The following is a 12,962-nucleotide window of genomic DNA, read 5'->3' as shown; positions in this document are numbered from 1 at the left end:
TTCCAGTAAATATTTTAGGATGGTTCCGTCGTCATAATAAGGAATGGTCTCATACAGTTCATACGCGAGCTGTTGGTTTGAATGACGTGAAATTAACACGTATGGGAAATATGAATAAGAATAAAAAATAGAATCTGTAGGAGTGAATATGCATATTTTAATGTGTAATGATGATGGTATTTTAGCAGATGGTTTACGCCGTCTTGCATCGTACTTAAGTCAATATTATCGAATTACCGTTGTAGCACCTGCAAATGAGCAAAGTGCTAAATCCCATGCATTGACGACTGAGATCCCTTTAAAATTAGATGCGTACAATGGCGAGGATGAAAATCCTCGCCTTTATGCTCTAACGGGAACTCCTTCTGATTGCATGAAGTTTGGCCTTAGTTATTTATTGAGTGATGATATGCCTGATCTTGTGATTTCAGGTATTAATCATGGCTTTAATCTGGGCTCAGATGTGCTATATTCTGGTACTGTATCTGCTGCTATGGAAAGTTGTTTTTATGGCATTCCAGGGTTAGCATTATCTGTGGAACGATATTCTCCTGAACGAGGGGATGAAATGCATCCCTTTATCCATGAATTGATAGAAAAAATTTATGTGAAAGGGAATTTTGATGGCCTATTAAATGTGAACTTTCCGTTACGTGGAGTATGTGATTGGGATCATTTTAAAATGGTTAGCCAAGGTTTACAAACTTATAGCAACATTATTGATGCTCGCATTAACTCAAGAGGGCAGGATTACTATTGGTTAGCAGGCGAGCTAGATTATGGTGCTGAAAGTGTTCCCACTGATGTGGAATATGCTCGTAAAGGCTATATAACAGGTGTAGCTCTTACGTGGAAGCAACAATGTGATATCGGTATGGAAGCGGTTAAAAATATTTTAGATAAAATATAAAAAATGTGTTGACATTGTTTTGGGATATCTGTATAATAACAAATGTTCCGAGACGCCGGAGTGGCGGAATGGCAGACGCACTTGACTCAAAATCAAGCGGGTAACACCGTGTGGGTTCAAGTCCCACCTCCGGCACCAACTTTAGGCGGTAAGACTTTTGTCTTACCGCCTATTTTTTATATATTTATATTTATGAATTGATATACGATTATATACATTTTTGTTTGATTGAGGTGATAATATGGATCAAGGTGTGATCGATTATATTGCTAATGTCTTTGATATACCAAAGCTGGCACAACCTGTAAGTGCTGTCCAAATGCCTTTACCCTTAACACGATTGGCGGAGATACCATTAGATAGTTCTGTTAATCAGTGCCAAGGCTTTTGTTATAACTCAAAAAAAGATGTATTTGTCCTCGCATGTATAAATGCTGATAATACAAAGCAAATTATTTATGAAATTAACCCCACAACGTTGCAAGTGGTTGCTAAGTATGAATATAGTCAAAAACGTTTATTAGGTCATATGAATACGTTAACCTATAATCCGAATAACAATCGTTACTATACTACTAATGCCGTTGTAGATGGATATATTGTTACGCCTATAGAGGCTGATAGTATGATTGTTGAAGCGCCTATTAAATTGAAAGAAAAGGTATTTAACTTTGCCTTTGATAAAGACCGTAATCAATATGTGTCGATTGTGCCTTTAACAAATTCTCATCGTACTATTAACTACTATGATTCAAATTTTAATAAGGTAAAAACGTATAAGATTGATGCAGAGCATACCGACTTAAATAATAATGGTGCTTATGCTGCTAATGGTAATACTATTTTTACAACCTTAACGACCTTCGTTTTCGTCGATGATGAAGGCGTAGTAAAGAATATAAGTCCTTATACTTCAGGAATGGAAGTAGAAGATATGGATTATCGTAATGGTCAAATGTATGTGGCCGTTAATCGCAAGGGAAAGGTTGAAATTTATAGTTTGCCTACATTACCATTTTCAGTAAATGCCTAGATTTTATCTATGTTTTTATCCACTTTAAGAGTGTATAATATAAATGTTAGGGTAATTTAGGAGTTATTATGAAATTAGGGAATGATATTATAGAAATTGACCGCATCCGTCAAGCTTTAGAGAAATCTCAATCATTTCGCGACCGTGTATATACGCCTCATGAGATTGATTATTGTGAAAGTCGAAATAAGGGGCGTTACGAGTCTTATGCCGGTATATATGCCGCTAAAGAGGCTTTCATTAAAGCATTAGGTACGGGAATGCGTCATGGATCATGGCAAGATATAGAAATCGGTCATGATGAATTAGGGGCTCCCTTAATTCGTTTACAAGATACTTTTAAAGATATTTATGAAACATTAGGCTATACGGATACACATGTATCGATTAGTCATTGCAAAGCATATGCAATGAGTACAGTTATACTTGAAGGAGCATAAGATGCAAATATTAACAACTGAAGATGCTCGATATATAGATCAAGAAGTACCTAAGCAATTAGGTGTCTCTTTAGAAATTTTAATGGAAAATGCAGGACGTGGTATTGTGGATGCTTTGTGGGGACAATATGACTTATTTTCCTTAGATCATGCACGTTCTATCAATAGTTTTGTGCTATTTATCTGTGGTACAGGAAATAATGGGGCAGATGGTCTGGTAGCCGCTCGTCATCTATTAGAACAAGGCGTACCTGTACAAATTGTACTGGTAGGTGATACGAGCAAGTGTAGTGACCTCTTTGCAGTACAACTTGAAAGATGTGAAGCAATGGGTTGTATCATTGATATGTATGATGAATTCAATGATTGGTCCAATGTGGCTATCGCTGTAGAAGGTATTATGGGCACAGGTTTAACAGGCCGATTGCGGGATTTAACCATCGATGTTTTGCATGATATTGATACTATGCGTAGTCAATATAATTTTGATTTGTGGGCTATTGATGTACCGGCAGGGCTAGATGCTTCTTCTGGTCAAATTTCAGAGGGAACATTGACTTATGATTATACGGTTACCTTTGGAGCTATTAAACAAGGCTTATTATTATATCCTGGTAAGGCCATAGGGGGCACCGCTATTGTTGCACCGCTAGGCGCACCTTGGCAATACGTATTAGTTGATCGAGATAGTACTATAACTATTGATTCGGATTTAGCAGAAACGCTAATTAATTATCGAGTCCCTATGGCACACAAAGGTGTAAATGGGAATACATTAATCGTCGGTGGGTCTAGTGATATGGTGGGAGCCCCTATGTTGGCCGCAGAAGCTGCTGTTCACAGTGGATCCGGTAAGGTTACATTAGGCGTTCCAGATACAATTAAACAAGTTGTTCAAGGTCGTATCATACCGGAAGTAATGGTAACATCTATCGATGAAAATGAATCCCTTTATGACGGACATCAAGTAGTTGCTATTGGTCCTGGTTTGGGGCGCACTACAGATATTCAAGATGTAGTAAATCAAGCTATAAATTCCTGTGAAGGCGCTCTCGTCATTGATGCAGATGCGTTATATGCATTGGGGCATGTAGGGGCTGTAGATAAAGATGCTTTGCGCGATGGCCATATTGAGTCCGTATATAAGGTACAAAAAAATCTGCCATACTGTGTAATGACGCCTCATTTAGGTGAATTTAGTAGACTTATAGATTTACCAATAAAATGGATTGAACGTCATTATATTACTTTGGCTAGAGCATTTGCTAAAGCGCATCAAGTTGTATTAGTGCTAAAAGGAATTCCTTCTGTTGTAGCACTACCTGATGGTACGGTATATGTTAATACTATCGGAAATGCTGGTATGGGAACTGGCGGTATGGGGGATGTATTAACAGGTATTATTGCAGGTTTTATTAGCCAAGGTTATTCCTTACAAGATGGTGCAATTTTAGGTGTCTATGTACATAGTCGAAGTGCAGATATACTAAGTGATACTAAAACTTGGGGGTATACACCTAGTGATGTAAGTACATCGATAGGTTGTGTCATTAGTGAATTATTGGGAGAATAAGAATGACAAATAAAATACAGCGATTTATAGCCTTTTTATTAGTGCTATTTATTCCAATCTTTGCCATTGCAGGATGCACGAATAAAGATGTGGCCAATGCAGCATCTCAGAATAGCACTAATGTAAATGAAGGCTATTCCATTGATACGAAACAAACGAATCCTGAAGGTCACCTAGACGTATATATGCTAGATATTGGTCAAGGGGATGCCATATTGCTCAAGGTTGGCGATGAATATAGTATGATCGATACTGGTGACATAGAGCATCGTGAGAACATTGTGGCACAGTTAAAGTCTATGGGGGTTACAAAGCTAAAAAATGTAATTATCACACATCCTCATGCTGACCATATGGGTGGTTTCTATGCTATTGCAAAAGCTATGCCTATTGAACATGTGTATGATGATGGCATTTCTGTTGATAATAATATGTATAAAACCTATGAAAAATGGATTGATAAAAATAAAATCCAACGGTCTACATTGCGTAGTGGTGATGTAGTGGATTTTGGTCATGGAGCGGTATTTGTTGTATATGCACCTTGGACTGAACCTTTAACAGATAAAAAAGGAGCGCCAGATCTTAATAATAACTCTATTGTAGGTAAGTTAATTTTTGGTAAATTCTCTATGCTCTTTACTGGTGATGCAGAATTACAAGAAGAGAAAAAACTCATAAAAGAGCAGAACTCTAGACTGTTTGCCCGTGTTCTTAAGGTAGGTCACCACGGTTCTCGCACAAGTAGCTCTGAAGATTTTTTGAAATCTATTAAACCAGAAAGTGCATTAATTTCAAATGGCATGTATAATAGTTATGGTCATCCTCACGATGTAACATTACGTCGTTTGCAGGAAAACAATATTGCCATTTACCGTACAGATACGATGGGACGTATTCACATTAGTACGGATGGGAATGAATGGCAAATTACAACTGAACGTTAGCGTCGATTGCATAGCACAAAAATTAATTTTAAGCAACTGATTTTTGTGTGTACTGTATAAAGACTTTATATAGTAATATGTATAATCGGCATACTAATCTTCATGTTTGTATGAAATAATCTATCTATAATCTAACATTAGTTTATGGATAGATTGGAACGATGAGACTTTGATTCACAAAGATATCATCGACTCATCTCTATGGTTTGGACACTACGTATGTTAGTTAGATTGGAGTGAATGTATTGCGTAAACTATTTTTTATGTGCCTTGCTGTCTTGATGGCGATACCACTATTCTTGACTCAAGCAAAGGCAGCTAATCTTGAAGATGCTCGATGGGTGACACGAACTGATGCACCAGTACCATATGTTCGTATGGTTATGGATTTGTCAGCACCGGTAAAAGCGTCTGCATCGATTAGCAAAGATGGGAAAACGACGACTGTTACCTTAAAGAACACAAAGCTAAAAACTGCTAAAGCGAATATCAATATGGACTCTAGCATAGCTAGTTCTGCTAGACTCACAGAAGATGGCAGAGATGTGAAGGTAACAATCAAGACACCTTCATCTATCGATACGAGTGATGTAAAGGTATTTTCCCTAAAGAAAGATACGGTTAATCAGAAACCGTATCGCATCGTTGTAGATGTACAGAAAAAAGGTGTGGCACCTAAACCTGCTTATTATGGCAAACGTCCATCTCCTTCTGCACATCCTGCGAAAAATATGCCAACAGGATCCGGTAATTATTCTATTAGCGGTGGTCTATCTGGTAAAACAATTACGATTGACCCAGGTCATGGTGGTAGTGACTCTGGTGCCGTTGGGCCGCATGGTGTACAAGAGAAAAATATTACACTACCGATTTCTATGTACTTGAAAAAAGCTCTAGAAAATCGTGGCGCTAAAGTGCTTATGACTCGTACTACAGACGTAGACGTATACGGTCCTAATGCAAGTGGTGTTGATGAATTGGGTGCTCGTGTTAACGTAGCAAACCGTAGCAATTCTGATGCGCTCATCAGTGTGCATATTAACGCATTCAACAACCCAAGTGTTGGTGGTATTGCAACATACTACTATAGTAAAACAGGCAATGATGCTCGATTAGCACAAAAGGTACAATCTCAAATTGCTAGCGTTCCAGGTTTCAATGGTGACCGTGGCATTCAAGAAGGTAACTTATATGTGTTGAGACATTCTAACATGCCTGCAGTTCTTGTAGAGCTTGGTTTTATTTCCAACCCTAATGAAGAACGTGTATTGCAATCTCCTCAAACACAAGAAGACTTTGCAAATCGCATTGCCAATGGTATTGCTAGTTACTTTGGAGGTTAATCGATGAAATTACGTAAACAAGTTCTGTCGATCCTCTGCGTAGGTTTGCTTGCATTTGCAGCGGGTTGTACACCTAATCAAGCACCTACAACGGGTAAAAGTGAACCTGTGCAAGAGACGAAAGTCAATAAGGATGCAGAAACAACAAAAACATCTCAAGAAATGGTTAAGATGGCCTTCTTTGTTCCAACAGAGGATGGCTCAGGGGTAAAACAATCAACCGTTGAGATGGAGGCGGACAAAGTAACGCCTAAAGCTGCTCTTCTAGCGATGTTAAAAGCTGATAGAGCACAAAAATATCCAGTATTCTCCAAGGATATTAAAATTACATCCGTTACTGTAAAGGACGGCATTGCTTCTGTAGAAGTGAATGACGCTTTCGTAAAAGGTAATGGTGGGGACTTAACTGTTAAATTACAAATGGCTGCCATTGTAAATACATTGACATCCTTTGATAATATTAATGGTGTTCTCTTCGTTAGCAATGGTAAAAAGGTACCTACTGTAGGTTCCTTTGATACGAAAGATCCTGTTAAACGGATGACAAACCTAATTAAAAAATAATTAAGTTAGGCTCATTGATAGCAGATAGTTGATATATCAACTATCTGCTATTTTTGTTGTCTTTTATATATGTTACAATACAATATGTATACTAATCGGAAGCCAGGTGATGAGATGCAATTAAAAGATGTAGGGGAATTTAATTTCATTCGCCACATTCAAGATAATACGATACATGATCCAAGTACTGTGATTACAGGAATTGGTGATGATTGTGCTGTATATAGTGCTAAGGAAGAAACAGATCAATTAATTAGTACTGATACGATGGTGGAAGGGGTTCACTTTAGCTTTCACTATATGAAGCCCTATGATGTAGGCTATCGTCTCATGACGGCCAATTTGAGTGATATTGCTGCTATGGGTGGTACTCCTCGTCAAATTGTGCTATCTGTGGCGGCACCTGAATATGTTGATACGGCTATTCTTGATGAAGTTTATAGAGGTATAAAAGATCAATGCGCAAAATATCATCTTAATATACTTGGTGGGGATACGGTGCGTACGGAAGGGCCCATGGTGTGGACTGTAACAATTATTGGTGATGTCCCTAAAGGAACTGCTATTATGCGTAGCGGTGCGCAAGTAGGTGATATTGTGGGTATTACAAATTACGTAGGTTATGCTGCTACAGGTTTGGGCGCCTTATCATATAATTTAGATGGTTATCATATGACCAAGGTTGGTCATCAACGTCCAGATCCACAAATAGAATTGGGCCAACAATTGAGACAATTAGGTATTCATAGTATGAATGATATTAGTGATGGTCTCGGTAGTGAATTAAATGAAATTGCATCGGCTAGCAATGTATCGATTGTTATTGAGGAAAAAGCTATTCCACTACATGAGGAGACTTATGAATTAGCTAAGTATTTGCAGACTAATCCAGTGGACTATGCATTGTATGGTGGAGAGGACTTTCAACTAGTATTCACGGCTCCTAAATCATTGCTTTCTAAATTAGAGAATTTAGCAGGCATTACAATAATTGGTAAAGTTGTATCTGGACCAGCTCAGGTGCAGATGGTAACACCAGATAAAACGATTAAGACCATAGAAGCGAAAGGATATAATCATTTTCATGAATCATAAGGCACAGGTTCAATTAGAGACTCATACAGTTGAAGATACACAACAATTTGGACAACTATTAGGCAAATGGGTCAAACAAAGTGGAGACCCTTTATGCATTGCTTTAATTGGTGATTTGGGGACCGGAAAAACACATCTATCCCAAGGCATTGCGAAAGGCTTTGGCGTTACAGAGGAGATTACAAGCCCTACGTTTGCTATCATGAATACTTACGATGTTGATAGAACACATTTATATCATTTTGATGTATACCGGTTGGATGATATAAGTGAGCTAGAAAATATTGGCTTTTACGAATATACAGAGGACTGTGTATCCATTGTGGAGTGGGCTGATAAATTTTCTGATGAATTACCAGATGAAACATTATGGATATATCTGACTCGTATTGATGATACAAGCCGATCTATTACATTAAGTAGTGATTATCTTACAAAAGATGATTTAGTAGATATAGGAGGCCCATATGTGGTTGGGAATTGAGACAAGTTCGCTCGTATCGAGTGTGGCCTTAATGGATGAAACAAACTTGATTGGTGAACTAACCATTCAAGCAGGATTAACTCATTCTGAGCAGCTAATACCTCACATCGACATGTTGTTGCGAGCCTCACAAGTAAAAAAGAATGAACTAAAAGGTATTATAGTTAGCATTGGTCCTGGTTCATTTACGGGATTGCGTATAGGTATGGGGACTGCAAAAGCTATGGCTTATGCCTTACAAATTCCATTGTACGGTGTGATGACCATGGATAGTTTGGCTCATAATGTTTCATATACAAATAGAACTATCTGTACTGTGATCGATGCTCAGAAAAAGCATGTATATGCTGGCTTGTATCGATATGAAAACAATGAGCTAGTATGTAAAGAAGAGCCTTTTGTTATAGCTGCTAGTGATTTATTAGAAAAGTTCCGAGAAACTAAGGAAGAGGTCTTATTCTTAGGTGATGGTATCAAGCGTATTGAAAAGCTTTTAGATGAAAACGATACTAATATGACTATTCTAGATATTTCACAACGCATTCCAAAAGCCAGTTCTTTACTTTTAGCGGGACGCGATTTAGTTATCCGTGAAGAGATATGTGATCCAATGGATATGGTTCCTTATTATATCCGTCGCTCTGAAGCAGAGGTTTTATGGGAGGAACGCCATAAGGATAATCCAGACATGTTAAACCAAAATCCTACAGTTGTTGTTACCGAAGCGGCAGGAGCAGAATAATGGAGATTCGGTTAGCTACGGTAGATGATGCTCAAGCCATTTATGAGATAGAGCAACAGTCCTTTTCTGTTCCATGGAGCTTGGACTCTGTACTTGCTGAACTTGAAGGGGCCGATAATAAGCTATATATGGTTATTTGTGAAGGAAATCATATTGTGGGCTATGCTGGTGCTTGGCTTGTATACGATGAAGGACAAATCACGAATATTGCTATTTTACCTTCCGCTCGTGGTAAGGGATATGGCTCAAAACTTACTAAAGAATTAATAGATGAATGTTTGAATAGAGGGATGCATGAAATCTTCTTGGAGGTACGCATATCTAATTTACCTGCCTTGGCAATGTATAGAAATCTAGGATTTACTGTTAAAGGAATTCGCAAAGATTATTATTCAGAACCAAAAGAGGATGCTTATATTATGTCTCTCGTTTCAGAGGAAATAGAATGAGTATTTACACATTAGCCTTGGAAAGTAGTTGCGATGAAACATCTGCATCCGTCCTAAAGGATGGGCGTACTGTTTTATCTAATGTAATTTCTAGCCAAGTGCCTATTCATAGAAAATTTGGTGGTGTTGTACCAGAAATCGCATCACGCCATCATATAGAACAAGTTATACCGGTTATAGATCAAGCATTGCGCGATGCAAATGTAACCTTACAAGATATAGACCATATTGGCGTTACCTATGGCCCAGGTCTAGTAGGCGCATTATTGGTTGGTGTAGCTGCTGCAAAGGGACTATCCTTTGCTACAGGTATTCCTTTGGTACCAGTTCACCATATGGAAGGTCATATCTTTGCTAATTTCTTAGCTAATCCAGAATTGGAGCCTCCATTTTTAAGCCTCGTTGTATCTGGGGGTCATACCATGCTTGTGCATGTGAAAGGCTATGAAGAGTTTGATATTCTTGGACAGACTCGGGATGACGCAGCAGGGGAAGCATTTGATAAAATTGCTCGCGTTATGGGGTTCCCTTACCCAGGTGGCCCTCATATTGATGCTTTAGCTCTTGAAGGGAATCCAGATGCTATTGAATTTCCAAAAGCATTGAGTGAGCCCGGTAATTTTGAATTTAGTTTCAGTGGCTTAAAATCTGCTGTGTTAAACTATTTAAATAGTAAGCAGCAAAAGAATGAACCGATAAATCAAGCAGACGTTGCAGCATCCTTCCAAAAGGCGATTGTAGATGTATTAGTTGAGAAAACACGAGATGCAGCGCATACATTGGGGGAAACTCGTATTACCATAGCTGGTGGTGTTTCTGCTAATAAAGGTTTACAAACAGCATTACAAAAGATGTGCGAAAAAGAAGGATTTACCTATTACAAGCCTCATAAAATTTTGTCCACTGATAATGCAGCGATGATTGGTTGTCGCGCTTATTATATGGCCCAAGCCGGTAAATTCGCAGATTTAACATTGAATGCAAAACCAAGTGTTGAAATTGGTCATGTATCTTGGAAAGAGGATTAATCGTGGATATCGGTCAAGATATTTTAAATACAACACCATTAAGTCCATTACAAACCTCATTATTAGAGCATATTAGTAAACTTATATCCTTTGGCGAGTCATTGACCCGTCAAAGGATACAGATTTTTACACCTCTTCTAGAGTCCTCACAAGGTACTATGCATCATCGTGCTGATATGCTGTGTATTGAACGGAGTGACCAAGGTGTTATTACTCGACAGTTAAAAGGGAATAATACATGGCATTCTATGATGGAAAGTGGACAACCTCTTATTGGGGTAGAACATGATCAACGACAACATGTTTTTCCCGTTGTAGATAATGGTGGGCGTATTATTGGGGGCATTGCTTTTACCGTGTCTCCGTCTATTAAGATAGAACAATATGAGCAAGAGTATACCTTGTCGGATACGATGCAACGGCTCATGTTGACTGCTACGGATGAGCAAATACAATCATATGAACCGATTTCTTACTTTGATGGTTTAATCATTTTTGATGATTCTCATAGAATTCTGTATGGTAATGAGGCGGCTGTACAACTAGTAGATGTGCTAGGATTTGACCGACGACTTGTGGGCTCATCGATTTATAGTAGTACCTTAAAAGTTTCAGCCATTCAACAAGTATTAGATGATAGAACCATATATACTAGTGAAGAGATCTATCAAGATATGGTCATTCGTCAACATATGATTCCTATTGCTATGGGCCGTAATGAAACTCGTTGTTTCCTCGTCCTTCACGATTGTACTCGTGAAAGTAAGCAGCAACAAGAATTACTGGTAAAGAACTCGATTATTAAAGAGGTTCATCACCGCGTAAAAAATAATTTACAAACTGTGGCAGGATTATTGCGTATGGAGGCTAGACGTTCTACCTTGTCTGAGGTTAAACAAGCCTTGCAAGAGGGGATAAATCGTATTGAAAGTATGGCACTAGTTCACGATATTGTGTCCCATTATGACGAGGATTATATAGGTATCCGATCAATTTATGACGAGCTATGTCGCTTATTGCGTATGAGTATGGTTCGAGAAGACCAAGATGTTACCTTTACTTATAGTGGAGAGGATATGTTGATTTCCTCTCATATGGCAAGTTATGTATCCCTCATAATTAATGAGCTAATTACCAATAGCCTTGAACATGGCTTAGATGGTAAAAACGGAGAGATTCGTCTAGCTGTTACAGAGTCAGAGGAATATATTGTATTAGCCTTTTCTGATACGGGGAAAGGATTACCTCCAGAGTTTTCTATTAACTCAAACAAACGCTTAGGACTAACTATTATTAATAATTTAGTTACCCATGAGTTAAAAGGTAAATTATCAGTAGAAAATACGGGCGTTGGTGTACTCGTAACAATACATATGAAGAAGGAGAAGTAAATGCGCGTTTTAATAGTGGATGATGAATCCCTTATACGTATGGATCTACGCGATATTATTGAATCCTGTGGTCATGAAGTTGTAGCAGAAGGCACTAATGGAGTGGAAGCCATTAAACTTTGCAGAGAATATAAGCCTGATATTGTTTTAATGGATGTAAAAATGCCGGAGTTAGATGGCATCGAAGCAGCACGTCAAATTGGCTTTCACCATGAAGCACCAGTTGTACTATTAACAAGCTATAGTCAACAGGATTTAATTAATAAGGCTAGAGAATCTGGCGTTTATGGATATTTAATAAAACCTGTACGTGAAGAGCAATTAGTTCCCACCTTAGAAATGGCCTTAGGGCGTTATAATAGTGATATTGAGCTGCGCGAAAAAATGGCTGAATTAGAACAGTCATTAGAAGATCGTAAAATCATTCAAAAGGGGACAGGTATATTGATGGAGTTATACTCTATATCTGAAGAGGAAGCATATAATCGTATCCGAGCCCTAAGTATGAAGAAACGTGATAGTATTGTTAATATTTGTAAAGCATTAATTAATCAAGTTTCTAAATAGATGAAAAGACTAGTATAAGGATAAAACTTATACTAGTTTTTTTATGTCTAACATCAAATAAAAACTAAAAAGTCAAAAAATCAAAATTTGTGCTTGCATTTATTTTGACATCGGTTATAATAATACATGTAATTAGCACTCGGTAACTTAGAGTGCTAATAAATTGTAAATAATAACTAGTAAATAAGGAGTGACATCATATGTTAAAACCATTAGCTGACCGTGTTCTTATCCGTTTAGAAGCAAAAGAAGAAAAAACTAAAAGTGGTATTTTCCTTCCTGATACAGCAAAAGAAAAACCTCAAGAAGGTGTAGTAGTAGCTGTAGGTGCTGGTAAAGTTTATGACAATGGTCAACGTGTAGCTCCAGAAGTTAAAGTTGGCGATACTGTTATGT

Annotated in this window: 15 protein-coding genes, 1 tRNA gene and 1 pseudogene; all 17 read left to right on the top strand. The window is 37.9% G+C overall.

The features are described from left to right. Positions 1-131: pseudogene (locus tag QZ055_RS09415) on the top strand (glycosyl transferase family 2); the annotation flags it as partial. Between the two features lie 17 nt (positions 132-148). Further along, a complete protein-coding gene (gene surE / locus QZ055_RS04650) occupies positions 149-910 on the top strand; it encodes a 5'/3'-nucleotidase SurE (RefSeq protein ID WP_295824959.1) in 762 nt (253 codons plus the stop codon). Between the two features lie 54 nt (positions 911-964). Continuing rightward, positions 965-1,048, top strand: a tRNA-Leu gene (locus QZ055_RS04645). A gap of 103 nt (positions 1,049-1,151) precedes the next feature. Next, on the top strand, positions 1,152-1,943 hold the full coding sequence (locus QZ055_RS04640) for a hypothetical protein (protein ID WP_295824957.1): 792 nt from the start codon (positions 1,152-1,154) through the stop codon (positions 1,941-1,943). Between the two features lie 68 nt (positions 1,944-2,011). Further along, positions 2,012-2,383, top strand: a complete 372-nt coding sequence (gene acpS / locus QZ055_RS04635; RefSeq protein WP_024066570.1) for a holo-ACP synthase — start codon at positions 2,012-2,014, stop codon at positions 2,381-2,383. Position 2,384: 1 nt separating this feature from the next. Then, positions 2,385-3,956: an NAD(P)H-hydrate dehydratase gene (locus tag QZ055_RS04630; protein ID WP_295824954.1), complete on the top strand. Its 1,572-nt coding sequence runs from the start codon at positions 2,385-2,387 to the stop codon at positions 3,954-3,956. A gap of 2 nt (positions 3,957-3,958) precedes the next feature. Then, the gene (locus QZ055_RS04625) at positions 3,959-4,903 is read left to right on the top strand and encodes a ComEC/Rec2 family competence protein (protein WP_295824952.1); all 945 of its coding nucleotides are present in this window, start codon (positions 3,959-3,961) and stop codon (positions 4,901-4,903) included. 245 nt (positions 4,904-5,148) lie between these two features. Continuing rightward, on the top strand, positions 5,149-6,246 hold the full coding sequence (locus tag QZ055_RS04620) for an N-acetylmuramoyl-L-alanine amidase (protein ID WP_105089284.1): 1,098 nt from the start codon (positions 5,149-5,151) through the stop codon (positions 6,244-6,246). Between the two features lie 3 nt (positions 6,247-6,249). After that, on the top strand, positions 6,250-6,810 hold the full coding sequence (locus QZ055_RS04615) for a GerMN domain-containing protein (RefSeq protein ID WP_005386352.1): 561 nt from the start codon (positions 6,250-6,252) through the stop codon (positions 6,808-6,810). Between the two features lie 114 nt (positions 6,811-6,924). Next, entirely contained in the window at positions 6,925-7,905 is a 981-nt protein-coding gene (thiL, locus tag QZ055_RS04610; protein ID WP_363178756.1) for a thiamine-phosphate kinase, read from the top strand. Continuing rightward, positions 7,895-8,389, top strand: a complete 495-nt coding sequence (gene tsaE, locus QZ055_RS04605) for a tRNA (adenosine(37)-N6)-threonylcarbamoyltransferase complex ATPase subunit type 1 TsaE (RefSeq protein WP_295232014.1) — start codon at positions 7,895-7,897, stop codon at positions 8,387-8,389. The genes thiL and tsaE overlap by 11 nt, the downstream gene beginning before the upstream one ends. After that, positions 8,373-9,131 carry a tRNA (adenosine(37)-N6)-threonylcarbamoyltransferase complex dimerization subunit type 1 TsaB gene (gene tsaB / locus QZ055_RS04600; RefSeq protein WP_295824948.1) on the top strand — a complete coding sequence of 253 codons (759 nt, stop codon included), beginning with the start codon at positions 8,373-8,375 and terminating at the stop codon, positions 9,129-9,131. The genes tsaE and tsaB overlap by 17 nt, the downstream gene beginning before the upstream one ends. Next, positions 9,131-9,580, top strand: a complete 450-nt coding sequence (gene rimI, locus QZ055_RS04595) for a ribosomal protein S18-alanine N-acetyltransferase (protein WP_295824946.1) — start codon at positions 9,131-9,133, stop codon at positions 9,578-9,580. Before tsaB ends, rimI begins: the two co-directional genes overlap by 1 nt. Continuing rightward, positions 9,577-10,608, top strand: a complete 1,032-nt coding sequence (gene tsaD, locus QZ055_RS04590) for a tRNA (adenosine(37)-N6)-threonylcarbamoyltransferase complex transferase subunit TsaD (protein ID WP_295232007.1) — start codon at positions 9,577-9,579, stop codon at positions 10,606-10,608. Before rimI ends, tsaD begins: the two co-directional genes overlap by 4 nt. A gap of 2 nt (positions 10,609-10,610) precedes the next feature. Further along, positions 10,611-11,999: a sensor histidine kinase gene (locus QZ055_RS04585; RefSeq protein WP_295824945.1), complete on the top strand. Its 1,389-nt coding sequence runs from the start codon at positions 10,611-10,613 to the stop codon at positions 11,997-11,999. After that, positions 12,000-12,566, top strand: a complete 567-nt coding sequence (locus tag QZ055_RS04580; RefSeq protein WP_295781751.1) for an ANTAR domain-containing response regulator — start codon at positions 12,000-12,002, stop codon at positions 12,564-12,566. It abuts the gene before it with no gap. 200 nt (positions 12,567-12,766) lie between these two features. Beyond that, positions 12,767-12,962, top strand: a 196-nt coding sequence (locus tag QZ055_RS04575) for a co-chaperone GroES (RefSeq protein WP_295824944.1), incomplete at its 3' end; no start/stop codon positions are given.

It is taken from the genome of uncultured Veillonella sp. (assembly GCF_905209685.1).
GTDB lineage: Bacteria > Bacillota > Negativicutes > Veillonellales > Veillonellaceae > Veillonella.
This window is presented reverse-complemented; position numbering and strand designations above follow the sequence as displayed.

Excerpts from the sequence above, each read along its gene's own strand:
- tsaB (WP_295824948.1), top strand. The coding sequence starts at position 8,373 with ATGTGGTTGGGAATTGAGACAAGTTCGCTCGTATCGAGTGTGGCCTTA.
- QZ055_RS04630 (WP_295824954.1), top strand. The coding sequence starts at position 2,385 with ATGCAAATATTAACAACTGAAGATGCTCGATATATAGATCAAGAAGTA.
- thiL (WP_363178756.1), top strand. The coding sequence starts at position 6,925 with ATGCAATTAAAAGATGTAGGGGAATTTAATTTCATTCGCCACATTCAA.
- tsaD (WP_295232007.1), top strand. The coding sequence starts at position 9,577 with ATGAGTATTTACACATTAGCCTTGGAAAGTAGTTGCGATGAAACATCT.
- QZ055_RS04625 (WP_295824952.1), top strand. The coding sequence starts at position 3,959 with ATGACAAATAAAATACAGCGATTTATAGCCTTTTTATTAGTGCTATTT.
- surE (WP_295824959.1), top strand. The coding sequence starts at position 149 with ATGCATATTTTAATGTGTAATGATGATGGTATTTTAGCAGATGGTTTA.
- QZ055_RS04580 (WP_295781751.1), top strand. The coding sequence starts at position 12,000 with ATGCGCGTTTTAATAGTGGATGATGAATCCCTTATACGTATGGATCTA.
- tsaE (WP_295232014.1), top strand. The coding sequence starts at position 7,895 with ATGAATCATAAGGCACAGGTTCAATTAGAGACTCATACAGTTGAAGAT.
- QZ055_RS04615 (WP_005386352.1), top strand. The coding sequence starts at position 6,250 with ATGAAATTACGTAAACAAGTTCTGTCGATCCTCTGCGTAGGTTTGCTT.
- acpS (WP_024066570.1), top strand. The coding sequence starts at position 2,012 with ATGAAATTAGGGAATGATATTATAGAAATTGACCGCATCCGTCAAGCT.
- rimI (WP_295824946.1), top strand. The coding sequence starts at position 9,131 with ATGGAGATTCGGTTAGCTACGGTAGATGATGCTCAAGCCATTTATGAG.
- QZ055_RS04640 (WP_295824957.1), top strand. The coding sequence starts at position 1,152 with ATGGATCAAGGTGTGATCGATTATATTGCTAATGTCTTTGATATACCA.